The sequence below is a fragment of the Streptomyces sp. NPDC023527 genome (assembly GCF_055560115.1).
Genome location: NZ_JBVHJJ010000003.1, coordinates 223,021 through 244,516, shown reverse-complemented (window position 1 = coordinate 244,516; position 21,496 = coordinate 223,021). Strand labels below are relative to the sequence as shown.

Here is a 21,496-nt window from a genome sequence, read left to right as displayed (position 1 = left end):
CCCAACCGTTAGTGTTCGGCTCATGACTCAATCGCGTCCTCGGATCAGCAAGGCTGTCATCCCTGCCGCCGGTCTCGGCACCCGCTTTCTCCCGGCCACCAAGGCCACGCCCAAGGAGATGCTGCCGGTCGTCGACAAGCCGGCGATCCAGTACGTGGTGGAAGAGGCCGTCCTGGCGGGGCTCTCGGACGTCCTCATGATCACCGGCCGTAACAAGCGGCCGCTGGAGGACCACTTCGATCGGAATTACGAGCTGGAGGAGGCCCTGCGGCGCAAGGGCGACGACTCCCGGCTCGCCCGGGTCCAGGAGTCCAGCGACCTGGCGACCATGCACTACGTCCGCCAGGGCGACCCCCGGGGCCTCGGTCACGCCGTGCTGTGCGCGGCCCCGCACGTCGGCGACGAGCCCTTCGCCGTGCTCCTCGGCGACGACCTCATCGACGCCCGCGACCCGCTCCTGTCCCACATGGTCGACATCCAGCGCAAGCACGGCGGCAGCGTGATCGCCCTCATGGAGGTCGACCACTCCCAGATCCACCTCTACGGCTGCGCGGCCGTCAAGCCCACCGACAACCCCACGGTGGTGCAGATCACCGGACTGGTCGAGAAGCCCGACCCGGCCGAGGCGCCCAGCAACTACGCCGTCATCGGCCGCTATGTCCTCGATCCGGCCGTCTTCGACGTGCTGCGCGAGACCGCGCCCGGCCGGGGCGGCGAGATCCAGCTCACCGACGCCCTCCAGGCCCTCGCCGCCGAGCCCGGCCTCGGCGGACCCGTGCACGGCGTGGTCTTCAAGGGCCGCCGCTACGACACCGGTGACCGCGGCGACTATCTGCGCGCCATTGTCAGACTGGCATGCGAACGCGAAGATCTTGGTCCGGACTTCCGTTCCTGGCTCCGCCGTTACGTCACCGAGGAGATGGAGCACCTTGAGCAGGACCGCCGACATGGGCACTCACGCTGAAACCGACACGGCGAAGGACGAAGACCGCCTCTGGTCGGTGGACGAGCACCTCGACGACATCCTGAGGACCATCCGCCCGCTGGAGCCGATCGAGCTCCAGCTCCTGGACGCCCAGGGCTGCGTCCTGGTCGAGGACGTCACCGTCCCTGCCGCCCTGCCGCCCTTCGACAACAGCTCCATGGACGGCTATGCCGTCCGCGTGGCGGACGTCGAGGGCGCGAGCGAGAAGTTCCCGGCGGTCCTCACCGTCATCGGTGACGTCGCCGCGGGCAGCGGCGACCTGCCCACCGTCGGCCCCGGCGAGGCCGCCCGCATCATGACCGGCGCCCCGCTCCCGCCGGGCGCCGAGGCCGTGGTCCCCGTCGAGTGGACCGACGGCGGCACCGGCGGCGGTCCCGCCGCCACCATGGCCGCCCACAGCGCCGCCCCCGACGGTGCCACCGGCGAGGTCCGCGTCCACCGCCCCGTGGCCGCCCGCGGCCACGTCCGCGCCCGCGGCAGCGACGTCGCCGCCGGCGAGCCGGCCCTGGCCGCCGGCACGATCCTGGGCCCGCCGCAGATCGGTCTGCTCGCGGCGATCGGCCGGGCCACGGTCACCGTCCGCCCCCGGCCGCGGGTCGTCGTCATGTCGACCGGCAGCGAGCTGGTCCAGCCCGGCGCGGCCCTGGGCCCCGGCGAGATCCACGACTCCAACAGCTTCGCCCTCACCGCCTGCGCCATCGACGCCGGCGCCATCGCCTACCGCGTCGGCGCCGTCGAGGACGACGCGGACACCCTCCGCTCCACCCTGGAGGACCAGCTCGTACGGGCCGACGCCGTCGTCACCAGCGGCGGCGTCAGCGTCGGGGCGTACGACGTGGTCAAGGAGACCCTCGCCGGGCTCGCGGGCGAGGAGGGCAGCGTCTCCTTCCGCCGGCTCGCCATGCAGCCGGGCAAGCCGCAGGGCTTCGGCCTGGTCGGCCCCGACCGCGTCCCGCTGCTCGCCCTGCCGGGCAACCCCGTCAGCTCGTACGTCTCCTTCGAGCTCTTCGTCCGCCCCGCCATCCGCGCCCTGATGGGCCTCGACCCCGTCGACCGCCCCACCGTCCGCGCGGTCTGCGCCGACGCCGTCGCCTCCTCGCCGAAGGGCCGCCGCCAGTATCTGCGCGGCCGCCACGAGGACGGCACGGTCACCGTCGTCGGCGGCGCGGGTTCGCATCTGGTCAAGGCGCTCGCCGACGCCAACGCCCTCATAGTCGTTCCCGAGGAGACCACCGCCGTCGAGGCGGGCACCGAAGTGGACGTGGTCCTTCTCGCCTGAGTCCTCCCCGGCTTGGCCCGGCCCGGCCCGCCCCGACCGCCCGCACGGCCGCGCCCCGGCAGGCTGCCGGTACGGTGTCTGCCCAAACGGACCGGCCCAGGAGAACGATGAGCAGCGCACACGACCCCCGACTCACCCACCTGGACAGCGCGGGGGCGGCCCGGATGGTCGACGTCTCGGCGAAGGACGTCACCGCCCGTACCGCCCGCGCCTTCGGCCGGGTCCTCGTCTCCCCGGCCGTGGTGGAGCTGCTGCGCGGCGAGGGCGTCCCCAAGGGCGACGCGCTCGCCACGGCCCGGATCGCCGGGATCATGGGCGCCAAGCGCACCCCCGACCTCATCCCGCTCTGCCACCCGCTGGCCGTCTCCGGGGTGAAGGTCGACCTCGCGGTCGCCGACGACGCCGTGGAGATCACCGCCACCGTGAAGACCACCGACCGCACGGGCGTGGAGATGGAGGCCCTCACCGCCGTGTCCGTCGCGGCCCTCACGGTCGTCGACATGGTCAAGGCCGTCGACAAGGGCGCGGTGATCACGGACGTACGGGTGGAGGAGAAGACGGGCGGCAAGTCGGGGACGTACACGCGTCCCGTGCGGGAAGCGGGCGACGCGTGATGCCGGACACCGGCGGCCACCCCGCCCCTCACGCCCAGCGGCCGGGCCCGTACCGCGCCCTCGTCGTCACCGCCTCCAACCGCGCCTCCGCCGGTGTCTACGCGGACAAGGGCGGCCCCCTCCTCGTCACCGGGCTGGCAGCCCTCGGCCTCGCCGTCGACGGCCCCCGGGTCGTGCCCGACGGCGACCCCGTGGAGGCCGCCCTGCGGGACGCGGTGGCCGCGGCCTACGACGTGGTGGTGACCACCGGCGGCACCGGCATCTCGCCCACCGACCGCACCCCAGAGGCCACCCGCCGCGTCCTCGACCGCGAGATCCCCGGCATCCCCGAGGCGATCCGCGCCGAAGGGCTGGCGAAGGTCCCCACCGCCGCGCTCTCCCGGGGGCTGGCCGGAGTGGCCGGCCGCACCCTGATCGTGAACCTGCCCGGCTCGACCGGCGGGGTCCGCGACGGCCTGGCCGTACTGGAGCGGCTGCTGGTCCACGCCCTGGACCAGCTCCACGGCGGTGACCACCCCAGACCGGGGAGCCCGAGCTGAGCGCCGCCTGGCCCGTCGAGCTGGTGGACGGCGACGTGCTGCTGCGCCCCATCAAACTGCGCGACCAGCACGCCTGGCGGGAGGTCAACCGGCGCAACCGCGACTGGCTGCGCCCCTGGGAGGCCACCATCCCCCCGCCGCCGCCCGGCGGGCCCGTGACCCGGCGCCCCACCTACCGGCAGATGGTCCGCCACCTGCGCGCCGAGGCGCACGCGGGCCGCATGCTGCCGTTCGTCATCGAGTACCAGGGCAGGCTGGCGGGGCAGCTGACCGTGGCCGGGATCACCTGGGGCTCGATGTGCTCCGCGCACGTCGGCTACTGGGTGGACGCGGCCGTCGCCGGCCGGGGTGTCATGCCCACCGCCGTCGCGCTCGCCGTCGACCACTGCTTCCGCACGGTCGGGCTGCACCGCGTGGAGGTGTGCATCCGGCCGGAGAACCTGCCCAGCCGCCGCGTGGTGGAGAAGCTCGGCTTCCGGGAGGAGGGGCTGCGCCCCCGCTATCTGCACATCGACGGCGCCTGGCGCGATCACCTCGTCTACGCGCTGACCGCCGAGGAGACCGTCGAGGGACTCCTGGACCGCTGGCACCGATCCCGGCCCGGCACCCCGCAGAAATAAAATAAACGTTCGAAATTGACTGTCAATTGACGGTATTCGAGTGATCTCGGTCCCAACAATCACAAAAAAGTTCGAGTTATCAGCGGGATCGTGCGACACACCGGGCCAATTGGCGGAATCCCTCGCGTGCGCCCCTCTACGGTGTGAACTGTGAGCAGCAGCGGCCTCATCTACGCAGTCATCGTCGGGGCCTGGGCCGCCTACTTGGTGCCGATGTGGCTCCGTAGGCAGGACGAGCTAAACGAGGCCCGTCCGACGGAACGCTTCAGCACCGCCATCCGGCTGTTGTCCGGACGGGCGGGAATGGAGCGCCGTTACGCCAAGGACCTGGAAGTGCGCGCCGCCGACGACGCGCCGGCCCCAGCGGGGCCCGCGGAGCCGGAGGCGCGCGCGCCCGAGCCGGACGCGCCGACCGAGATGGTCGACGTCCGGACCTTCGGCGCGCCCTCGTCCGGAGCGGCGGCCTCCGGCCCGGCCTCCGCCCCGACATCGGCCGCGGCCTCGGCCGCCGCCGAGCGGGCCCGGCGCTCGAAGGTGCTCGCGCGCCGTCGTCGCACGACCGTGAGTCTCTTCCTCGCCTTCACCGTCGGCGCGATCGTCGCCGGTGTCGGCGGGCTGGAGTTCCTGTGGGTCCCGGCCGTGCCGGCCCTGCTGCTCAGCGCGTACATCGTCTATCTGCGGATGCAGGAGCGGCGCCGGTTCGCCTTCACCATGGACCAGCGCCGCGCCGAACTGGCCGCGCAGCGGCTCCGCGAGGGGCGCACCCGCCCCCCTCGCGCGGCGGCGCCGGACCCCGTGACCGCCGCCCCCGTTGACACGGTCACCCACCCGGCGCCCACCCCGCCCCCGCAGGCCGAGCCCTCGGTCACCGCGGACCGCCGCGCGCTCGTGGAGCAGACCGACCACGCCGAGTGGGTCGACCAGCAGCGCGACCGCGGCGCCGGTGGCGGCTGGGAGCCCGTGCCCGTACCGCTGCCCACGTACGTCACCGCGCCGGTCGCCCCGCGCGCCGGTGAGAACGTCGACCTCGGCGCCCCGGACACCTGGAGCTCCGCCCGCTCCAGCACCGCGGAACCGGCCGCGCGCCGCAAGCAGCCCGGCGAGGACCGCCGCTCCGGCCGCCCCCGCCGCCGCCCCCGCGAGCGCGGTCGCACGCCCCTCTTCGACCAGTACGCCGACGACGACCGCCCCCGGGCGGCCAACGAGTGAGACCCCCGCCGTGACCTGCGAGGGGAGCGGATTTCCGAGCACCCGGATGGAGGTGCTAGAGTTTCACTCGTTGCAAGGGCCTGTGGCGCAGTCCGGTAGCGCACCTCGTTCGCATCGAGGGGGTCTGGGGTTCAAATCCCCACAGGTCCACCGCAATGACTGTTCCTGAGTTCGCTCAGGGATGGTTGCCGAGATCCCGTCCGATCATTCCGATCGGGCGGGATCTTCGCGTTTCCAGGGGCTGTTCGGGGCGACGCGTGGACCAGGTGTGGCTCACGCCACACCTGGTCCACGTGGTGCCCCGGGGACAAGTCCTAGGGCGCGATGGGCAGCTGACGCTTGTGCTCGGTGAGGCGGTAGCGGTCGACGATCGTCTCGAAGGCCGGCTCGCCCACCGGCTTGCCCTCCAGGAAGTCGTCGATGTCGTCGTAGGTGACCCCGAGCGCGTCCTCGTCGGCCTTGCCCGGGTCGAGGGTCTCCAGGTCGGCCGTCGGGGTCTTCCACACCAGCTCGGCGGGCGCGCCCAGCGCGTCCGCGACGGCGCGCACCCGGCGCTTGGTCAGGCCGGTCAGCGGGACCAGGTCGGCGGCGCCGTCGCCGAACTTGGTGAAGAAGCCGGAGACCGCCTCGGCGGCGTGGTCGGTGCCGACCACCAGGCCGTGGTGCGCGCCGGCCACCGCGTACTGCGCGATCATGCGCTGCCGGGCCTTGATGTTGCCGTGCACGAAGTCCTGGTGGCCTGCGTCGCGGAAGCTCACGTCGGCGGCCAGCGCGGCCGCGAGCGCGGCGTCGGCGGCGGGCTTGATGTCCACGGTCAGCACGTGGTCGGCGCGGATGAAGGAGAGCGCGAGCTGGGCGTCGTGCTCGTCGGCCTGGACCCCGTAGGGCAGCCGCATCGCGTAGAACCGCGCCTCGTGCCCGGCGGCCCGGGCCCGCTCGACGGCGAGCTGGCACAGCCGGCCGGCGGTGGTGGAGTCGACGCCGCCGCTGATGCCGAGCACCAGGGAGCGCAGACCGGTGGAGGTCAGCCGCTCGGCGAGGAAGGCCACCCGGCGTTCGATCTCCCGCTCGGCCTCGAAGGTCTCGGCGACCTGGAGTTCCCGGGCGATCTCCTGCTGCAGGGCGATGGACGCCGGCTCGCTCACGACTTGCTCCTTGTTCCGGTTCACGATGTGCTGTCGCGCCCACCCTAGCCAGGGGGTGCCCGGCACAGCCGCGGACGGTGACGGCTACAGCCTGGCCGCCACCGTGCGGGCGAGCGTGAGGATGTCGCCCGTCGCCTTGGTCGCGTACGGCGGGTGGGTGCGGAGCCAGTTGTCCTCCAGGGCGTACCAGTCGACGGGCTTCGGCTTGCGGTGGCCGGCCAGGGCCGCGTCCAGCTCCGCGAAGTACGTCTTCCAGCGCAGCCGGTAGAGGCCGCCGATCAGGCCCGCCCACTCGCGGTTGGCGTAGTCGTGGAGCTTGCCCGTGTTCGCGGAGGCGCGAGGGCCCCAGGTGGTGAGGAGGGAGACGGCGTCGTGGGCGAGGCGGTCGCGTTCGGTGGCCGTGGTGCCCCAGGCGCGGGCGTCGGCGATCCAGCGGCCCAGGAGGTGGCACTCGTCGGTGGCGACGGTCTGTTCCAGGAGGGTCATCCAGTCGAACCACTGGCGGGTGAGGGCGGCGAGGCGGGCCCGGTCGCCGGCGTCGTAGGCCGCCTTGACGCGGGGCAGCAGGAGGCGGGCGCGGTTGGAGACGGTCTGGCGGGTGACGTCGAGGAGGTCGTAGCGGTAGGCCGAGCTGTGGCGCAGGGGCGGGGCCACGGCGAGGAGTTCGGGCAGGGCCCGGTCGAAGGTCGCCGCGTCGTAGCGGAGCCGGCGCGGCGACCAGCTCGCCGCGTGGCCGACGGCCAGGTCCGGGCGGGCGCCGAAGAGGCCGTCGGCGGGCTCGCTCCAGCCGTCGGAGCGGCTGGTGCCGTAGGCGGTGCGGCGCAGCACGTCCCAGGCGCGTACGGCGTGGGCGTCGGCGCCGCCGTAGCGGTACAGCGGCCACTGCTCGAACCACTCCTTCAGCCGCACCGGCCCCTCCGTCCACGGCAGGTCGCTGAAGAGGGCGAGCGCGGCGGGGTTGTTGTCGGCGGCCTCGGGCATCAGGGCGATGCCGCACAGGGAGCTCCTGGACTTGGTGCGCCACCTGTCGTAGAGCTCCGCCCAGTCGGGGGTGTTGGCGCCCATCGCGGTGTGGCCGCCGAAGTTCCAGATCGAGCCGAAGGCGTACGGCGTGCCGCCCCAGTCGGCCTCGCGGTCCGTGACGTCGGGGTAGTGGTCGGAGATGCCGTCGAGGATCAGCATCCGGGAGCGGTCGACGGCGTCGACGATCTCGCGGCGCGGGTTCTTCTGCCAGCCGAGGATGGCCCAGACGGCGTCGGGGTGCGCGGCGCGCAGCGCCTTCTCCACGGCCCTGGCCGCGTCGCCCACCGGCACGTCACCGGGCTTGCCGCCCTCGTGCAGCAGGTCCATCTTGTACATCGACGTCGCGCCGAACATCCCCTTCTGCACCCGGTAGAAGGTCCGCGCGACCCGGCCGAAGTGCGCGGTGCGCGGGTCGAGCCAGTCGGGGCGCCGGAAGCCTCCCCAGTCGCCCTGCGGGACGGTGCGCGCGCCGGGGTTGCGCCGCGCGAAGCCGGGCGGCACGGTGCCGAAGTAGCCGGGGAGCACCGGCGTCATGCCCAGTTCCCTCAGCCGCCGCACGATCCGCTGTCCCAGCGCCGCGCGCCGGTCGAGGAGCGCGCCGGAGACGGGGCCGCCGAAGGAGGCCATGTTCTGCAGCAGCCACCACGGCTGGTGGGCGGGGCCGGGCACCCAGCGGCGCAGCTCCGCGTCGCTGTAGCCGTACTCCGCGAACGTCCGGGCGTAGACGGCGTCGGCGCCCGCGTAGACGAGGACCTCGTTGAAGCCGTGCAGCGCCAGTACATCGATTTCGCGCTCCCAGTAGTCCCACCCTCTGTACGGCCCGGTGTAACCGTCATTGGTGTCGTTGAGGACGAAGCGGTGGTAGACGTTCGCGGCCCTGACGAGCGGGGTACGGACGCCGGGGAGTCGGTCGGGGAGGGCGGTCTGGGCACCGTTCCAGGAGAAGTGGGCGTGGGCCACATGTCTGAGGTACCAGTGAAAGCCCGTCAGCTGCACCGCCGGGGTGGTGCCCTCCACCACGATCGCGCCCTCGGCCCCGGACACCCGGAAGGCGTCCGCGCCGTCGTGGCGGGGCACGGTGCGGAAGGCGACCTGGCGGTGGTGGCGGGGCAGCAGCCGGGCGAGCGCGGCGGCGGCCGCCCCGGACGCCGTACCGCCGCCCGTGCCGGGTGCCGATTCCGGGCCGGGCGTGGCCCCCGCGGAGGGCGCCCCCACCGCTCCGAGGGTGGCGGCCCCCGCGAGGGCGCCGAGGAGCGTACGACGGGCGATGTGCATGGGTGACCTCCACCGTGGCACTGCGGCGACCGGACTGGACCACTGGAGCGCGGTGATCCTACGAGCTGATTACCGCCATAAAGCAAGGACGCGGGCGGCAAACCAGCCACGCCGGTTACATTTGGCACGAATGGCCCCACCGGACCGGGTGAAACTGCTACGCGCCACCACCAACGGGGGCACCACACAACACCAGAGGAAGCCCGTGCGCTCCGTGCGATCGCTCACCACGGCCCTCGGCGCCGTGGCCCTCGCCTCGGGCCTGGCCGCCGTGCTCCTGTGCGGATGCGCCGACCCCGGCGGGCTGAAGGTGACCGGCCCCGCGCAGAGTCCCTCGGCCCCCACCGGTCCGGTCAACGTCTCCGAAGGCCCCGGAAAGCCCCCGCTGCGCCGCCCGGCGGCCTTCGGGATCTCCGACACCGTCCGCCTCACCGGGCTGCGCTGGACGTCCTGGGGCGGCCCCACCGCCGAGGCCACCGGCGAGGTGCGGGGCTCATGGTGCGGCCCCGCCTGCCAGGACGCGCCGTACCGCGCGAAGGTCACGCTCAGCGGGCTCGTACGACACCACCGCGCCGGCGGCGAGCACGCCGCACAGGATCGTTCCGCCTACTACAGCCGCGCCACGGTCGACGCCGACGGCGTTCCGGAGGACACCCGGCGCGAGCTGCGCGACCTGCGGCTCCACGTGCCCCAGCGATAAGCCGAGCGTCTGCCGCCGAGGAGCCTGAAGACCATGGGACTGCGCACGAAGATAGGTGTGGCCATCACCGCCACCGCCGCGCTGGTCGCCGTCATCATGGGCCTCGTCGTCCACCACCGCACCGCGCTCGACCAGCTGGAGACCGCCCGCGAGTCGATCGACGCCCGGCTCGGCGCGGCCGTCGAGGACCACGCCGCCGGCGTCGACCGGCCCCGTACGCTGCTCAACCCCCAACGGATACCCGGCCCGCTGCGCAGCGCCATCGACCGGGGGAAGCGCGCCACCTACCTCGACCGCGACGGACCCGAACCCATGCTCTGGGCCGGCAGCCGGGTCGGCCACGACACCCTCGTCATCAAGCACCCCTACACCCGCCAGACCGAGCACCTCCGCGAGCTCGACGAGGCCCTGTGGTGGGCCGGCGGCCTCGGCACCGCCTTCGCCTGCGTCGTCGGCCTGGCCCTCGCGACCGTCGCCGGCCGCCGCCTCGACGCCGTGGCCCGCACCGCCGAGCGGATAGCCCGCGGCGATCTCAGCGCCCGCATCGGACCGCGCGGCGGCCAGGACGAGATCACCCGGCTGACCGTCGCCGTCGACACCATGGCCGACGCCCTCGCCGCCCGCCTCCGGGCCGAGCGCGAGGTCACCTCGAACATCGCCCACGAGCTGCGCACCCCCGTCGCCGGACTGGTCGCCGCGGCCGCGGTGCTGCCACCCGGCCGGGCCGCCGAGATGGTGCGCGAGCGGGCCCGGCGGCTGAGCGGGCTCATGGAGGACGTCCTGGAGGTCGCCCGCCTGGACGGCTCCACCGAGCGCGCCGACACCGGCGTACGCCGGCTGGGCGAGCTGACCCGGCGGGCGGTGGACGCGACGGCCGTCCCCGACCGGGCGGAGGTGGAGGTGCGGATCCTGCGCGACCGCCTGGTCGAGACCGATGGCCGGCGCGTCGAACGGATCCTTGCCAACCTCCTCACCAACGCCTTCCGGCACGGCGGCACGCCGGTCGTCGCCGAGGTCGACGGCGCGGTCGTACGGGTACGGGACAGCGGACCCGGCTTCCCGCCCGCGCTGCTCACGTCCGGGCCGCAGCGCTTCCGTACGGGCTCGGGTTCCGGCCTCGGCCTGGGGCTGACGATCGCCGCCGGGCAGGCACGGGTGCTGGGGGCGCGGCTGACGTTCGCGAACCCGGACGGCGGGGGAGCGGAGGCGACGCTGGACCTGGGCGACTCGGTGCGGGAGCCGGTGGCCGAGCCGGAGGGCGGCGACGGGTGAACATGCGCGTCGGCGGGGCAGGCGCAACAGTGGAAACACTGTCTTCGGTCTTCGGGAAGTCTTCGGCAGGACGGGAAGAGGCGTCCTCGCCGACGCGATGGGAGAGGTCACGATGGACGAGCACGTCCTGTTCATGAGCGTCGACGGGCCCCAGGCGGGGCACCGCGCCCTCGACGCCCTCCGGCAGGCACACGCCGACGGCGACATCCGCCTCCACGAGGCCACGGTGATCGCCCGGGACGCGGACGGCGCCCTCGACTTCCCCGACTCCGTCGACAACACCGGCACCGCCCGGGGCTTCGCCGCGGGCGGCCTGCTCGGCGGGCTCATCGGCCTCCTCGGCGGCCCGCTCGGCATCATGATCGGCTTCGGGGCGGGCGGGCTGATCGGCGGCGCCCACGACGCGCGCGAGGCCACGGCCTCGACCGCCGCGGTGGAGATGCTGGCGGCCGAGGTGCCGCCGGGCAGCACGGTCCTGATGGCGGAGCTGGCCGAGGACCGGCCGGACCTGGTGGACGACGTGCTGGAGCCGTACGGGACGGGGGTCGAGCGCTATCCGGCGGACGGCGTGCGGAAGGCGGTGGAGGCGGCGATCGGCGAGGGCGGGTGATGGTCCGCCGTTCGCCGTCCGGCGAGGGTGAGTGGTGGCCCGCCGGCCGTCGTCCGACGAGGGTGAGTGACGGGCCGCCGTCGGCCGTCCGTTGTCTGTCGAGGCGACCGGCGGTCCGCCGCCGGATCAGTACGACAGCGGCTTCGTGAAGCAGCGGCTGTCGTCCTCGAAGCGGTACAGCCCGAACTTCCGCACGGCCGGCTCGTATCCGCTGGAGGTGTAGAGGGCGATCGCCTCCGGCTGTTTCGTGCCGGTCTCCAGCACCATCCGGGTCCGCCCCGCCTCTCGCGCGCTGTCCTCCAGCGCCGCCAGGACCTTCCGGGCCAGCCCACGGCCGCACGCGCCGGGGACCACGTACATCCGCTTCAGCTCGGCGTCGCCGTCCGCGTACTCCTCCTCGCCCGCGTCCTGCGACCGCCAGCCGCCGGTGGCGACGGCGGTGCCGTCGTCGTCGTACGCGATGAGATATAGGCCACGCGGCGGCGCGAACTGCGCCGGGTCCATCGGGGTGAGGTCACCTTCGCCGTAGCGCTCCGCGTACTCCAGCTGTACCTGGTCAGTCAGCTTCACGGCGTCCGGGTGGTCGTAGGCGGTGGGCACGATGCGCATCGGAAAATCGTACGGGCGGGTGGGGCGGGCGCGGCAGGGCTGTCTCGGAAGTCGGTATCGTGCCGGAATGCTCACCGTGACCACCGTGAATGTGAACGGGCTGCGTGCCGCCGCCAAGAAGGGCTTCGTGGACTGGCTGGCCGGAACCGCGGCCGACGTCGTCTGCCTCCAGGAAGTGCGCGCCGAGCCCCACCAGCTCCCCGACGAGGTGCGGGAACCGGAGGGCTGGCACGTGGTCCACGCCCCGGCCGCCGCCAAGGGCCGGGCCGGCGTCTCCCTCTACACGCGCCGCGAGCCGGACGCGGTCCGGATCGGCTTCGGCTCGGCGGAGTTCGACGGCAGCGGCCGCTACGCGGAGGTCGACCTGCCCGGTGTCACGGTCGCCAGCCTCTACCTGCCCTCGGGCGAGGTCGGCACGGAGCGCCAGGACGAGAAGGAACGCTTCATGGCGGAGTTCCTCCCCTACCTGGTCGGGCTGCGCGCCCGGGCGGCGGCGGAGGGCCGCGAGGTCCTGGTGTGCGGCGACTGGAACATCGCCCACACGGAGGCCGACCTCAAGAACTGGAAGGCCAACCGCAAGAGCGCGGGCTTCCTCCCCGAGGAGCGGGAGTGGCTCACCAAGGTCTTCACGGAGTACGTGGACGTGGTCCGCGCCCTCCACCCGGGCGTCGAGGGCCCGTACTCCTGGTGGTCCTACCGCGGCCGCGCCTTCGATAATGACTCGGGGTGGCGGATCGACTACTTGGTCGCGACGCCGGGGCTGGCGGAGCGGGCGCTGAAGGCCCACGTGGAGCGCGCGGCTTCGCACGACCTGCGGTGGTCGGACCACGCGCCGGTGACGGCGGTCTTCGCATAGCCCTCCGCCCCCGCCCGGCCCGCGCGGCCGGGCGGGGGCGGCCGGACGGCTCAGACGAGGCTGATTCCGGCTTGGGCCTTGATGGTGTCCACGGCTTCATCGGTGAGCCACCGCAGGGGAACCACGGTCCACCTGTCCCGCTTGCGCATGACCACGGCCTTGCCGTCCGGGGTGGTCTCGCACCGCATGAAGCCGTGGTCCCTCAAGTCCCGGATGAGGTCCTCGCCCAGCTTCATCAGTCCTCCGGGTCCTTGTCGTCAGCATGCGAGCTGTGAACGTCGCCATTCCCGGAGACCCGGGTGTCGGGATCGGTCACCTGATCCTGGTTGGCCTGAGGGTCCCAGGGCTCGCCTGCTTCCTCGAAGTCCTTCCTACCCATTTTCACGCGCTCCTTCCGTACCAGCGCTGTGCCGGCACAAGGTCCGCCCCCGTGTCGTCGTGCGGTGGCGCACCTGCCCGGCCGAACTGAGGGCGGGCCTGAGTCCACGCTCTGGGGCAGAGCCCGGCTGCCCCGGCGCTCGGCGTCCATCGAGCGCGGCTGGTGGCTCACTGCGTCAACGCTTCGTTGCGACGCACGTTAGGGAGAAGTCGCGAACCTCGTCAGTGAAATTGCGTGAGGTTGCACGCCAATTTGCGTTACTCCAGGCGTACTTGACCGTGGCTCCCATCTCGGCAAAGCTCGTGCAAGCAGGCGCAACACACTCGGCCCGGGAGGCAGGCATGGCTCTGCGGTTCATCGGGATCGACCCGAACACGGGCGACGGCGAGTGCCCCACAGTGTGGTTCGACGACGACAAGCAGGAGTTCGTCTTCCAGGGGTGGAGGGCGGACGCGGAGCTTCGCACCACGTGTCTGAAGACTGGCTCCATCCCAGAAACCGAGGCGGTGGTCCGGTTGCCCGCGCGTATGGCGCACATGATCAGGGAGGCGTGCGATGTCGCGGGACGTGCCAGGTTTTGAAGAGCTTCTACGCGGCTGTGAACGGTCGGCGGTCCACCTTGAGATGCGTGATTCATATGCCGTGAACTACGAGAAGTCCGGGTTCGCGGCCTGGAAGTCAGGGCATCGGTATCACCCTGCCGACCGCGCATCATGGTGGCGTCCATGGCTGGACCTGGTGTCCGAAACCGTTGGCCGAGGTGTGGCGATTCGACGTGCCCGCATCGTGTCCGAACCGGTCAGCGAGTACATCAAGTTCGAGCACAGCGGTACGTTCACCAACATCGCGGCCGGTGAGTGCGTCCGCTGGCTGCCTCGGCGGCGGGCGTCGGGCCTGTGCCTGCCCGGAAACGACTTCTGGGTTTTCGACGACCGACTGGTCAGGTTCAACCACTTCACGGGCGACGGCGAGTCGGCCGGCGGGGAAATGTGCGAAGATCCCGCCGTCCTGAAGCTTTGCGCGTCGGCGTTCGAGGCTGTCTGGGAGCGCGCGACCCCGCATGACGAGTTCCACGTTTAAGAACATGAAGCAGTGAGCTCATGCCCCGTTCCCCCTACTCCGGGGCCCAGGCCGCACGCGAGGCCATCGCGACACGACTGCGTGAGATCCGCCTGGACGCCGGAATCACCGGGCGCGAGCTGGCTGCCCGCGCAGGCTGGCACCCGGCGAAGACGTCCCGGATCGAAAATGGCAGGACACCTCCCTCGGATGCGGACATCCGGAGATGGTGCATCGCATGCGGAGTCGAAGGGCAAGCGCCTGACATCATCGCCGCCTCTCGTACCGCTCACTCGATGTGGATGGAGTGGCGGCGCAAACAGCGAACCGGGTTGCGCCGACTCCAGGAGTCGTACACCTCGCTGTTCGAGAAGACGCGCCTGTTTCGTGTGTACGCCTCGACACTCGTTCCTGGTTTGTTGCAGACCGAGGGTTATGCGAACGCTCTCTTGTCCTCCATCACGCGGTTCCGGGAGATCCCTGATGATGTGGAGGCTGCCGTTCACGCACGACTGGCCAGGTCACGGGTTCTCCATCAGGGCGATCACAGGTTCGCGCTTCTCATCGAGGAATCCGTACTCCGCTTCCAGATTGGAGATGCGGAGGCAATGGCGGGCCAGCTCGGCCACCTCTTGGCCGTCGGATCTCTTCCGTCCGTATCATTGGGGGTGATCCCGTTCGCTGCGGGGCCGCGAGAGATCTGGCCGATGGAGACGTTCCATCTCTATGACGACGAGTTGGCATCCGTCGAACTCCTGTCGGCCAGAGCGGCCATTCAGCAACCCAGTGAGGTCGGCCTCTACGTGAAGGCGTTCGCTGATCTTTCACGCATGGCGGCGTACGGGGCCAAGGCGCGGGTGCTGATCACTTCGGCCATTTCCGCTCTGGGCTCGGACAGCGGTTAGTGGGTTGGCTACAGCGCCGCCCAGCTCCCCGTGCTCACGCCGTAGACCTTGCCCGAGGGGGTGAGGAGGGGGCCGCCGGAGTTGCCGGGGCGGACGGTGGAGCGGATGGAGGCACTTCACCAGTGGTTCGTGCGGCGGACCGAGGACCCACAGATTGTTGTGGAAGATCTTCTGGCAGTGACCGGGCGACACACGGGCCGGTGAGCACTTCTGTGCCCTTCGGCACTGCCGCCGGCCACGTGCCGCGTGTGACGCGCGGCGACGCGAAGCCCCGCCCGCGTGCCTCGGGGGAGGGGCGCACGGGCGGGGCTCTGGTGGCTTGACGGTGGGGCGACTCAGACGAGGCTGATTCCCGCTTGAGCCTTGATGGTGTCCACGGCGTCACTGGTGAGCCACCGAAGCGGCACGACCGTCCAACGGTCGCCCTTGCGCATGATCACGGCATTGCCGTCCTTGGTGCGCCCGATGTGTACGAAACCATGGTCGCGCCGTAGGTCTTTCGCCAAGTGCTCGCCGTGGATCATGGCGCTACTTCCCTTCGCGCTCCTCATCGTCGGCCATGCTGCTGTAGACGCTACCGTTCTGGGAGACCTGTGTATCGGGGTCGGTGACCTGGTCCCTGTTCTCGTTCGGGTCCCACTCGTCGTCCTTCTCGCCCATTTGCGCGCACTCCTTCCGGATCAACACCGTGCCGGCACAGGGACTGTGCCTGTGGGGTCGTGCGGTGGTACACCTGGCCGGCCGTGACTCACCGGGGCGGACCCCAGCCGACGCTCCGGGGGGAGAGCCCGGCCGCCCGGCGTTCCGCGTCCGTCGCGATGCGGAGGCGGCGCATGGGGGCGATCCAGGCCCGTGTCCCGCCCACCTGTTTGATCAGGTAGCCCTCTCCGGTCGGGCCGTGCATCACGCCCATGTCCCCGGTGTCCTCGTCCACCACCAGGGCCCCGGACCGGTAGCCGGTGCCGTTCCACGGCGTGGCCGTGGGGTCGGTACTTCGGGGGGCTCTTTCGTCGTCCATCGGGGTCGACCGCTCCTCTCCTGCGAACACCGTGACGCAGTGATGTTCCCGCCGGCGATCGAGCGGCCACAGGGACGCAACGTCCCACTCTCGCGACGCTATTCGGCGACCCCCAGGAACTGGGCCAGCTTGAGGAGCCCGGGCGGGCGATGGGAGCGGGACCACAGGTCACTGACGATGGCCACGGCCAACGTGTGATGCCGCATCCACGCGGGGGCGACGCGCCGGAGCGCTTCCAGGGCCCGTACCGCGCCCTCGGCGTCCCCAACGTCCGTATGGGCCCGGGCCACGTCCAGCAGGAGCCATGTGCGCCACGACGGCGGGGTGTCGGCGCTCAGCCTCATTCCCTTGGCCAGGGCCAGCGCTTCCTCCGGGCGCTCATGCTGAACGGCGAGGCGGACCCGCTCGATCCGCACGGAGGAACGGCTGAACACCGACACGAGCCGTCCGTCCGCCGGGGGCGGCAGCTTGGCCAGTCGGTCGGCCGCGCGCGCCGCCGTACGCATCATCCGGTCGGCGGTGCCGTAGTCGCCGCTGCGGGCGTAGGACGTGGCGGCGGACATGAGCAGGCCGCCCCAGACGCGCACCCCCTCGGCGGTGTCCGTGTGCTCGCGCTCCACCTCGTCGGCGGCATGGACTGCGAGGTTCCGCGCGTCGTCCAACCGGGCCTGCCGCTGGTACGCCCACGCCACGGAGTTCGCCACCATGGGCGCGAGCAAGGGGTCCGAGGAGTCCCCGGCGGCGGCGTGGGCACGCTCCAGGGAGGCCAGGGCGAGGTCGGTCTTGCCGAGGCGGATGGCCAGGTGGCCGCCCAGTTGCAGCGCCTTGCCCAGGACCGCCTGGCCGGCCGCCCGCTGATCGGCGTCGCCGACGGCGGTGAGCAGGCGGGCGTCCGCGATGACATCCGGGAGTACGGCCATGAGCCGCCCGAACTCCGCCGCGTGGTACAGCGTCCACCCCTCCGCGAGTTCGGCCCGCACGAGGTGCGGTGAAAGCCCCTCGGCACCGGTGGGTTCGACAGGAGGGGCGAAGAGCGGCGGCATGATCGCGCGCCGGACTGCGACGAGTTGGGGCGGGTCGGCCTCCCCGCTGGACGGAACGGCCGGTGGGTCGCCCAGAAGGGCCGTCAGCTCGACGCCGAGCCCCATGGCGAGGGCGTGCAGTGTCGGCAGGCGCGCACTGTGCTTACGGCGCTGTTCCAGCTTCCGGATCACGTCCACGGACACTCCGGACCGTTCGGCCAGCCCCTCCTGCGTGAGCCCCGCCGGCCGGCGCAGCCGGGCCAGACGATCGCCCAAGTGCTCAGTAGCCATGCACCAGAAGCTACGCCGGGGTGGGCGGCTCGTGTGATCGATCCGGAAACCGGAGCGGCGGGACGCGAGACGGTGGAGTGCGCGGCGACGCATGACCCGCGCTGGTCGGACCATGGGCCGGTGACGGCGGTCTTCGAGCGGCAGGAATGAGGCCGGTCCATGCTCGAGCAGCGCCCGCGAGCATGATCCTTAGTCGAACACGGGAATATTGCCGTTGCGTCATGGACGGACCTTCGGCCCGCCCCTAATCTCGGTTCCGGTCGGCTCAACCGGAGCCGGAGGCAAGGGGGTTGGGCGTGGAGGCCGATTCGGCTCTCACTCGTCTCACGGGGAGTGGCGAAGGCTCGGGGGAATGCGGGAAGAACGACTGCCCGAACCTCTATCTGGACGAGACGGACGGCGGATTCGTCGTTCAGGGTTACCTGTGCAATGCCTTTCGGCCGCCGGTCGGCGAGGCGCTGGTGAAGATCCCCGAAAGCGTTTTGAGGGAGGCCGTCCGTGCTCTTGGCTGGTGAGGAATGGCAGGCCAAGTTCCGGAACTTCCAGATGGAGGCGTGGCGGCTCGAAACACTGCCTCAATACCTCGTGCCGCAGGAAGCGGAAGAGTTCTCACGTTTCCTTGCCGGGGAGCGTCCGCCCGTACCGTGCGAGGACGACTGGGCGGATCTGATCCTCGGTCACCGTGAGGCCGGTCGAAGCATGGGGCGGGTTCATATCGTCACGCGCCCACTGTCGGATTACCTGAGGTTCGAGTTCGAGTGGTTCTACGCCAATAGCGTCAGGGCCGGAGAGGACATCCGGATTCTTGACGTGACCGATCGGGCTCACCCGCTGGTCGGGGTTCAGGACTTCTGGATGTTCGACCGGTCGACGGTCGTGCTCATGAACTACGAGCCGGACGGCAAGCAGATCGACCGGGAGCTGTTCGACGGCGACCCCGAGCGGTTCAGGGAGTACCAGCGCATCGCCGTGGCCGAGTCGGTGTCGTTCATGGAGTACGTGAAGCGGATTGACGCTTGAGCCCGAGAGGCTGGGGCAGTCCAAGGCTGACCTGGCGGAGACGCTGAGGGAACTGCGCAGGCGAGCCGGTCTCACGGGAGACCGGCTCGCTCGGCGTTGTGCCATGTCCCAGTCCAAGATCAGCAAGATCGAGACCGGCAAGACCATACCGACGTTGGTGGACGTGGAGCGCATTCTGCGCGCGCTGGACACTCCGCCGAAGCTGATCGCCGAGGTGACGGCGCTCACCAGGATCGCCAACACCGAATGGCAGGACGTGCGGTCCCTCCGCCGCCGGGGGCTGGACAAGAAGCAGAACGAGTTGGCCGACATCGAGAAGACCTCGACGGAGCTCCGGTACTTCCTGCTTTCCATGATCACCAGCCTCCTCTCGACGCCGGAATACATTCGCGCCAGCATTGCCGACGTGCCCGGTGACCACTCGAAGGTCATTGCGAAGAAGCTGGAACGGCAGGCGGCGCTCTACGACGATGCGAAGTCGTTCACTTTCATCCTGACGGAGTATGCCGTCAGGTTCCCACTCCTGGCCGGGCCGGCGATGGCTGTGCAGATCGATCGACTGGCTTCGCTGTCATATCTTCCCGCTGTGAGGCTGGGTGTGGTCCCGACCGCTTCCTTTCTGCCGGGCTGCCCATTGAACACCTTCACCGTGTACGACGACCGTATGGCCACGGTCGAAATTTCCACCGGCGTGATGATGTTCCGGGACTCCCGGGACGTGTCCAGTTACCGCGAAGAGTTCTCTGCCTACGAGTCCCATGCACTGTTTGGGGAAGAGGCGCGGGAGCGGCTGCGCGTCTGGGCCGATATGCATCGTCGATGATCTTTAGTCGATCACAAGAATAGTGCTCGAAACGCTCCCCTTCCGGCGCCACCATCGAAGCGCACACCGAATTCCCGACCTCTGGTGGAAGTAGGCGCACCATGCAGAACGGAACCGACCTCTACGGCCTGTCGCTCGAAGGGGTGTATTTCGGCGAGGCCTGCGGTGGAAATACCCACCCCGACGGCGAATCGTGCGTCACCCTCGCCCGTATCGCCGTGGACGCGTGGGCCCTGGGCGACAGCAAGCGGCCGGGCGCCGAGCCCTTGCGGTTCACCACCGCCGAACTGAACGCCGCCGGCATCGACCCCGCCCGCTTCGGCCTCTCGGCCTGACCACATTTTCCAGCCGCGGCTCCCCCTCCTTCCTGAGAGGTGGGAGCCGCCCTCAACAGCGTGGAAAAGGCCCCCTTGCACTGGCACGGCTATCTGTGGGTCGGCGGCAAAGCCGTCTTCGACAAGGAGAGCGTCCGGCGGCCGCCCTCGGCCGTGGAGCCCGTCGGGAGCAGCGCACCGGAAGTCGTCGCGCGCTACCGGGAAGCCGTCGCCGAGTGGCGAGTGACGACTGTGCCGCCACTGGAGACGGCCTACTGGTTGGTGCGGCCTGCTGGGCTGGTGCGGGGAACGTGGGAGGAACCCATCGGCGCCGCACGGTGGCTGGCGGAACGTCTTGCGCAGTACGGGCCTCGGTTCGCCGCCGAGGCGGAGCGGGACGTGCACAGCCTCGCCCGGAAGACGGAGCGCGCGGCCCGGACACTCCGGCACGGCGGCGACGTCTCCTTCGGGCACTACCTCACGCGTCTGGAGTTCCTCAGCCTCGCCGTCGTGACGTGTTCCCCGAACCAGGCGGCGCAGCACCCTTGCCCCCTCGCGTGAGGCACCTACAGCGCCGCCCGGCTCCCCGTGCTCACCGGTGTGGTCGATGTCGCCGCGCGGGCCGCGTCCGCCGCGATCTGGTCCGCCGTCAGGACGTAGCCCGTCTCCGCGTCGGACGTGGAGCGGGCGAAGACGACGCCGTACACCTTCCCCGCAGGGGTCAGCAGCGGGCCGCCCGAGTTGCCCGGGCGGATCGTGGAGCGGACGGAGTACACCGTGCGGGTGGTGATGCCGTCGCCGTAGATGTCCTGGCCCTTGGCGCGGACCTCGTTGGCGACGGTGGCCGCCCGCAGGTCGAGTCCGCCGTTCTCGGGGAAGCCCGCGACCACGGCGGCGTCGCCGCGCTTGGCGGTCTTGTCGAAGGGCAGGACGGGGGCCTTCAGACCGGGGACGTCCAGGACCGCGACGTCGGTCCTGGGGTCGAACAGGACGACCTTCGCCTTGTACGCCTGGCCGATCCCGCCGACCCGTACGGTCGGCCGGTCGACCCCGGCGACCACGTGCGCGTTGGTCATCACGTGGTGCGCGGCGTAGACGAAGCCGCTGCCCTCCTGGCCGCGCCGGCCGCCGCCGGTGTCCGCGACGCCCTCGACCTTGACGACGCTCTCGCGCGCCGCCCGCGTCGCCGTGCCGGTCACCGCGTCGCCCGAGGGCTCGGCGACACCGGTGGCGGGTTCGTTCTCGAAGGGGTTGAAGACCTGGGGGAAGCCGGCGCCGGACAGGGCGTCCGTCGTGCGGCTGAACCACGTGGGCGCCTGCTCGGGCATCGCCTTCTGGACCGCGCCCAGCAGCGTGGAGTCCTTGATCTCCTTGGTCAGCAGGGTCGAGTTCGCCGAGACCAGGACGCTGGCCGCGACCCAGCCGACCAGCAGGACGGCCAGGGAGTTGACCGCCGCGCCGCCGATCCCGTCGACGCCGCGCACCGGCGCCCACGTCAGCCGGCGCCGCAGCCGCCAGGCGAACCGCCCGGCCAGCGCGTGCCCGATCGCGGCGGGCAGCAGGACGACGAGGACGGCGACGGCCGCCGCGGTGGAGGTGCCGGCGTCGAAGGGTTCCAGCGCGTACGGAAGGGCCAGGACGCCCAGCACCGCCCCGCCGAGGAACCCGGCGAGCAGCACGACGCCGGCGACCAGGCCGCGCCGGAAGCCGGAGACGGCGTAGGCGACGACGATCAGCATGAGAAGCACATCGAGCAGGTTCAACGCGGAGCCCTTTCCATCACGCGCGCCCCCCGATCGCGCCCACAACAGGTGTGGACTAGAGAAAACGCCCGTTTGGGGACCAACGGTTCCCTCGCATGGCGTACACCACAAAAGAAAGGCCCGGCGCGGCCCCCTGCGGTGACAGGGGGACCACACCGGGCCCGGT

At 71.4% G+C, this 21,496-nt stretch carries 28 protein-coding genes and 1 tRNA gene; 19 read left to right on the top strand and 10 right to left on the bottom strand.

What is annotated here, in order from left to right; all coding sequences use genetic code 11:
- Positions 1–22: 22 nt before the first annotated feature.
- The 7 genes from galU (at position 23) to ACZ303_RS08060 (ending at position 5,396) form a co-directional block, all read left to right on the top strand.
- Complete coding sequence (galU, locus tag ACZ303_RS08090; RefSeq protein WP_467336289.1) at positions 23–964, top strand: UTP--glucose-1-phosphate uridylyltransferase GalU; 942 nt, start codon at positions 23–25, stop codon at positions 962–964.
- On the top strand, positions 948–2,264 hold the full coding sequence (gene glp, locus ACZ303_RS08085; protein ID WP_467336287.1) for a molybdotransferase-like divisome protein Glp: 1,317 nt from the start codon (positions 948–950) through the stop codon (positions 2,262–2,264). The genes galU and glp overlap by 17 nt, the downstream gene beginning before the upstream one ends.
- Before the next feature lie 107 nt (positions 2,265–2,371).
- Entirely contained in the window at positions 2,372–2,878 is a 507-nt protein-coding gene (moaC, locus tag ACZ303_RS08080; RefSeq protein ID WP_467336285.1) for a cyclic pyranopterin monophosphate synthase MoaC, read from the top strand.
- Entirely contained in the window at positions 2,878–3,417 is a 540-nt protein-coding gene (locus tag ACZ303_RS08075; RefSeq protein ID WP_467336689.1) for a MogA/MoaB family molybdenum cofactor biosynthesis protein, read from the top strand. Before moaC ends, ACZ303_RS08075 begins: the two co-directional genes overlap by 1 nt.
- Positions 3,414–4,037 (top strand): GNAT family N-acetyltransferase, encoded by a 624-nt coding sequence (locus ACZ303_RS08070; protein ID WP_467336687.1) that lies wholly within the window; start codon positions 3,414–3,416, stop codon positions 4,035–4,037. Before ACZ303_RS08075 ends, ACZ303_RS08070 begins: the two co-directional genes overlap by 4 nt.
- A gap of 150 nt (positions 4,038–4,187) precedes the next feature.
- A complete protein-coding gene (gene sepX, locus ACZ303_RS08065) occupies positions 4,188–5,246 on the top strand; it encodes a divisome protein SepX/GlpR (protein ID WP_467336283.1) in 1,059 nt (352 codons plus the stop codon).
- Between the two features lie 76 nt (positions 5,247–5,322).
- Positions 5,323–5,396: transfer RNA gene (locus ACZ303_RS08060), tRNA-Ala, on the top strand.
- A gap of 164 nt (positions 5,397–5,560) precedes the next feature.
- Here the strand turns inward: ACZ303_RS08060 and nadE are convergent.
- Together nadE and ACZ303_RS08050 are read right to left on the bottom strand one after the other, a co-directional pair.
- Entirely contained in the window at positions 5,561–6,391 is an 831-nt protein-coding gene (gene nadE, locus ACZ303_RS08055; protein ID WP_467336281.1) for an ammonia-dependent NAD(+) synthetase, read from the bottom strand.
- Between the two features lie 84 nt (positions 6,392–6,475).
- Positions 6,476–8,689 (bottom strand): alpha-N-acetylglucosaminidase, encoded by a 2,214-nt coding sequence (locus ACZ303_RS08050; RefSeq protein WP_467336279.1) that lies wholly within the window; start codon positions 8,687–8,689, stop codon positions 6,476–6,478.
- Positions 8,690–8,894: 205 nt separating this feature from the next.
- Here ACZ303_RS08050 and ACZ303_RS08045 point away from each other — a divergent pair, with 205 nt between their 5' ends.
- The 3 genes from ACZ303_RS08045 (at position 8,895) to ACZ303_RS08035 (ending at position 11,271) form a co-directional block, all read left to right on the top strand.
- Positions 8,895–9,389 (top strand): hypothetical protein, encoded by a 495-nt coding sequence (locus tag ACZ303_RS08045; RefSeq protein ID WP_467336277.1) that lies wholly within the window; start codon positions 8,895–8,897, stop codon positions 9,387–9,389.
- Positions 9,390–9,422: 33 nt separating this feature from the next.
- Positions 9,423–10,661, top strand: a complete 1,239-nt coding sequence (locus ACZ303_RS08040) for an ATP-binding protein (protein ID WP_467336275.1) — start codon at positions 9,423–9,425, stop codon at positions 10,659–10,661.
- 112 nt (positions 10,662–10,773) lie between these two features.
- Positions 10,774–11,271 (top strand): DUF1269 domain-containing protein, encoded by a 498-nt coding sequence (locus ACZ303_RS08035; protein WP_467336273.1) that lies wholly within the window; start codon positions 10,774–10,776, stop codon positions 11,269–11,271.
- 126 nt (positions 11,272–11,397) lie between these two features.
- Here the strand turns inward: ACZ303_RS08035 and ACZ303_RS08030 are convergent, their stop codons facing one another.
- On the bottom strand, positions 11,398–11,880 hold the full coding sequence (locus ACZ303_RS08030) for a GNAT family N-acetyltransferase (protein ID WP_467336271.1): 483 nt from the start codon (positions 11,878–11,880) through the stop codon (positions 11,398–11,400).
- Between the two features lie 67 nt (positions 11,881–11,947).
- Between ACZ303_RS08030 and ACZ303_RS08025 the strand changes: the two genes are divergently transcribed.
- Positions 11,948–12,736: an exodeoxyribonuclease III gene (locus ACZ303_RS08025; RefSeq protein WP_467336269.1), complete on the top strand. Its 789-nt coding sequence runs from the start codon at positions 11,948–11,950 to the stop codon at positions 12,734–12,736.
- A 50-nt stretch (positions 12,737–12,786) separates the two neighbouring features.
- Here ACZ303_RS08025 and ACZ303_RS08020 read toward each other — a convergent pair whose 3' ends face one another.
- A complete protein-coding gene (locus tag ACZ303_RS08020) occupies positions 12,787–12,972 on the bottom strand; it encodes a hypothetical protein (RefSeq protein ID WP_467336267.1) in 186 nt (61 codons plus the stop codon).
- Complete coding sequence (locus ACZ303_RS08015; RefSeq protein WP_467336265.1) at positions 12,972–13,115, bottom strand: hypothetical protein; 144 nt, start codon at positions 13,113–13,115, stop codon at positions 12,972–12,974. Before ACZ303_RS08015 ends, ACZ303_RS08020 begins: the two co-directional genes overlap by 1 nt.
- 341 nt (positions 13,116–13,456) lie before the next feature.
- Between ACZ303_RS08015 and ACZ303_RS08010 the strand changes: the two genes are divergently transcribed.
- The 3 genes from ACZ303_RS08010 to ACZ303_RS08000 are packed head-to-tail and all read left to right on the top strand — an operon-like array spanning position 13,457 to position 15,079.
- Positions 13,457–13,696, top strand: a complete 240-nt coding sequence (locus ACZ303_RS08010; RefSeq protein WP_467336263.1) for a hypothetical protein — start codon at positions 13,457–13,459, stop codon at positions 13,694–13,696.
- On the top strand, positions 13,671–14,195 hold the full coding sequence (locus tag ACZ303_RS08005; RefSeq protein ID WP_467336260.1) for a DUF6879 family protein: 525 nt from the start codon (positions 13,671–13,673) through the stop codon (positions 14,193–14,195). The genes ACZ303_RS08010 and ACZ303_RS08005 overlap by 26 nt, the downstream gene beginning before the upstream one ends.
- 20 nt (positions 14,196–14,215) lie before the next feature.
- Complete coding sequence (locus ACZ303_RS08000) at positions 14,216–15,079, top strand: helix-turn-helix domain-containing protein (RefSeq protein ID WP_467336258.1); 864 nt, start codon at positions 14,216–14,218, stop codon at positions 15,077–15,079.
- Between the two features lie 335 nt (positions 15,080–15,414).
- On the opposite strand, the gene ACZ303_RS07995 is transcribed toward ACZ303_RS08000, so the two are convergent.
- From ACZ303_RS07995 to ACZ303_RS07980, 4 genes are all read right to left on the bottom strand, one after another.
- Positions 15,415–15,603, bottom strand: a complete 189-nt coding sequence (locus ACZ303_RS07995) for a hypothetical protein (protein ID WP_467336256.1) — start codon at positions 15,601–15,603, stop codon at positions 15,415–15,417.
- 4 nt (positions 15,604–15,607) lie between these two features.
- Positions 15,608–15,739 carry a hypothetical protein gene (locus ACZ303_RS07990; RefSeq protein WP_467336254.1) on the bottom strand — a complete coding sequence of 44 codons (132 nt, stop codon included), beginning with the start codon at positions 15,737–15,739 and terminating at the stop codon, positions 15,608–15,610.
- Between the two features lie 88 nt (positions 15,740–15,827).
- The gene (locus tag ACZ303_RS07985) at positions 15,828–16,097 is read right to left on the bottom strand and encodes a hypothetical protein (RefSeq protein WP_467336252.1); all 270 of its coding nucleotides are present in this window, start codon (positions 16,095–16,097) and stop codon (positions 15,828–15,830) included.
- A 98-nt stretch (positions 16,098–16,195) separates the two neighbouring features.
- On the bottom strand, positions 16,196–17,410 hold the full coding sequence (locus tag ACZ303_RS07980; protein ID WP_467336250.1) for a helix-turn-helix domain-containing protein: 1,215 nt from the start codon (positions 17,408–17,410) through the stop codon (positions 16,196–16,198).
- A gap of 296 nt (positions 17,411–17,706) precedes the next feature.
- On the opposite strand from ACZ303_RS07980, the gene ACZ303_RS07975 reads away from it, so the two are divergent.
- From ACZ303_RS07975 to ACZ303_RS07955, 5 genes are all read left to right on the top strand, one after another.
- Positions 17,707–17,925, top strand: coding sequence for a hypothetical protein (locus tag ACZ303_RS07975; RefSeq protein WP_467336248.1), 219 nt, complete (start codon positions 17,707–17,709; stop codon positions 17,923–17,925).
- Positions 17,909–18,430 carry a DUF6879 family protein gene (locus ACZ303_RS07970; RefSeq protein ID WP_467336246.1) on the top strand — a complete coding sequence of 174 codons (522 nt, stop codon included), beginning with the start codon at positions 17,909–17,911 and terminating at the stop codon, positions 18,428–18,430. Before ACZ303_RS07975 ends, ACZ303_RS07970 begins: the two co-directional genes overlap by 17 nt.
- Positions 18,420–19,253 carry a Scr1 family TA system antitoxin-like transcriptional regulator gene (locus ACZ303_RS07965; RefSeq protein ID WP_467336244.1) on the top strand — a complete coding sequence of 278 codons (834 nt, stop codon included), beginning with the start codon at positions 18,420–18,422 and terminating at the stop codon, positions 19,251–19,253. The genes ACZ303_RS07970 and ACZ303_RS07965 overlap by 11 nt, the downstream gene beginning before the upstream one ends.
- A 101-nt stretch (positions 19,254–19,354) precedes the next feature.
- Positions 19,355–19,588: a DUF397 domain-containing protein gene (locus tag ACZ303_RS07960; protein WP_467336242.1), complete on the top strand. Its 234-nt coding sequence runs from the start codon at positions 19,355–19,357 to the stop codon at positions 19,586–19,588.
- A 75-nt stretch (positions 19,589–19,663) separates the two neighbouring features.
- Positions 19,664–20,128 (top strand): hypothetical protein, encoded by a 465-nt coding sequence (locus tag ACZ303_RS07955; protein WP_467336685.1) that lies wholly within the window; start codon positions 19,664–19,666, stop codon positions 20,126–20,128.
- A 5-nt stretch (positions 20,129–20,133) separates the two neighbouring features.
- On the opposite strand, the gene ACZ303_RS07950 is transcribed toward ACZ303_RS07955, so the two are convergent.
- Positions 20,134–21,330: a MarP family serine protease gene (locus tag ACZ303_RS07950; protein WP_467336240.1), complete on the bottom strand. Its 1,197-nt coding sequence runs from the start codon at positions 21,328–21,330 to the stop codon at positions 20,134–20,136.
- Positions 21,331–21,496: the final 166 nt, after the last annotated feature.

Bases quoted from the DNA above. Each gene is read 5' to 3' on its own strand.
- ACZ303_RS08015 (WP_467336265.1), bottom strand. From the start codon at position 13,115: ATGGGTAGGAAGGACTTCGAGGAAGCAGGCGAGCCCTGGGACCCTCAG.
- galU (WP_467336289.1), top strand. From the start codon at position 23: ATGACTCAATCGCGTCCTCGGATCAGCAAGGCTGTCATCCCTGCCGCC.
- ACZ303_RS08005 (WP_467336260.1), top strand. From the start codon at position 13,671: ATGTCGCGGGACGTGCCAGGTTTTGAAGAGCTTCTACGCGGCTGTGAA.
- ACZ303_RS07960 (WP_467336242.1), top strand. From the start codon at position 19,355: ATGCAGAACGGAACCGACCTCTACGGCCTGTCGCTCGAAGGGGTGTAT.
- ACZ303_RS08010 (WP_467336263.1), top strand. From the start codon at position 13,457: ATGGCTCTGCGGTTCATCGGGATCGACCCGAACACGGGCGACGGCGAG.
- ACZ303_RS08050 (WP_467336279.1), bottom strand. From the start codon at position 8,689: ATGCACATCGCCCGTCGTACGCTCCTCGGCGCCCTCGCGGGGGCCGCC.
- ACZ303_RS08000 (WP_467336258.1), top strand. From the start codon at position 14,216: ATGCCCCGTTCCCCCTACTCCGGGGCCCAGGCCGCACGCGAGGCCATC.
- moaC (WP_467336285.1), top strand. From the start codon at position 2,372: ATGAGCAGCGCACACGACCCCCGACTCACCCACCTGGACAGCGCGGGG.
- ACZ303_RS08025 (WP_467336269.1), top strand. From the start codon at position 11,948: ATGCTCACCGTGACCACCGTGAATGTGAACGGGCTGCGTGCCGCCGCC.
- glp (WP_467336287.1), top strand. From the start codon at position 948: ATGGGCACTCACGCTGAAACCGACACGGCGAAGGACGAAGACCGCCTC.
- ACZ303_RS08020 (WP_467336267.1), bottom strand. From the start codon at position 12,972: ATGAAGCTGGGCGAGGACCTCATCCGGGACTTGAGGGACCACGGCTTC.
- ACZ303_RS08075 (WP_467336689.1), top strand. From the start codon at position 2,878: ATGCCGGACACCGGCGGCCACCCCGCCCCTCACGCCCAGCGGCCGGGC.
- ACZ303_RS07995 (WP_467336256.1), bottom strand. From the start codon at position 15,603: ATGATCCACGGCGAGCACTTGGCGAAAGACCTACGGCGCGACCATGGT.
- ACZ303_RS07985 (WP_467336252.1), bottom strand. From the start codon at position 16,097: ATGGACGACGAAAGAGCCCCCCGAAGTACCGACCCCACGGCCACGCCG.
- ACZ303_RS08030 (WP_467336271.1), bottom strand. From the start codon at position 11,880: ATGCGCATCGTGCCCACCGCCTACGACCACCCGGACGCCGTGAAGCTG.
- ACZ303_RS07990 (WP_467336254.1), bottom strand. From the start codon at position 15,739: ATGGGCGAGAAGGACGACGAGTGGGACCCGAACGAGAACAGGGACCAG.
- ACZ303_RS07980 (WP_467336250.1), bottom strand. From the start codon at position 17,410: ATGGCTACTGAGCACTTGGGCGATCGTCTGGCCCGGCTGCGCCGGCCG.
- ACZ303_RS08040 (WP_467336275.1), top strand. From the start codon at position 9,423: ATGGGACTGCGCACGAAGATAGGTGTGGCCATCACCGCCACCGCCGCG.
- ACZ303_RS08035 (WP_467336273.1), top strand. From the start codon at position 10,774: ATGGACGAGCACGTCCTGTTCATGAGCGTCGACGGGCCCCAGGCGGGG.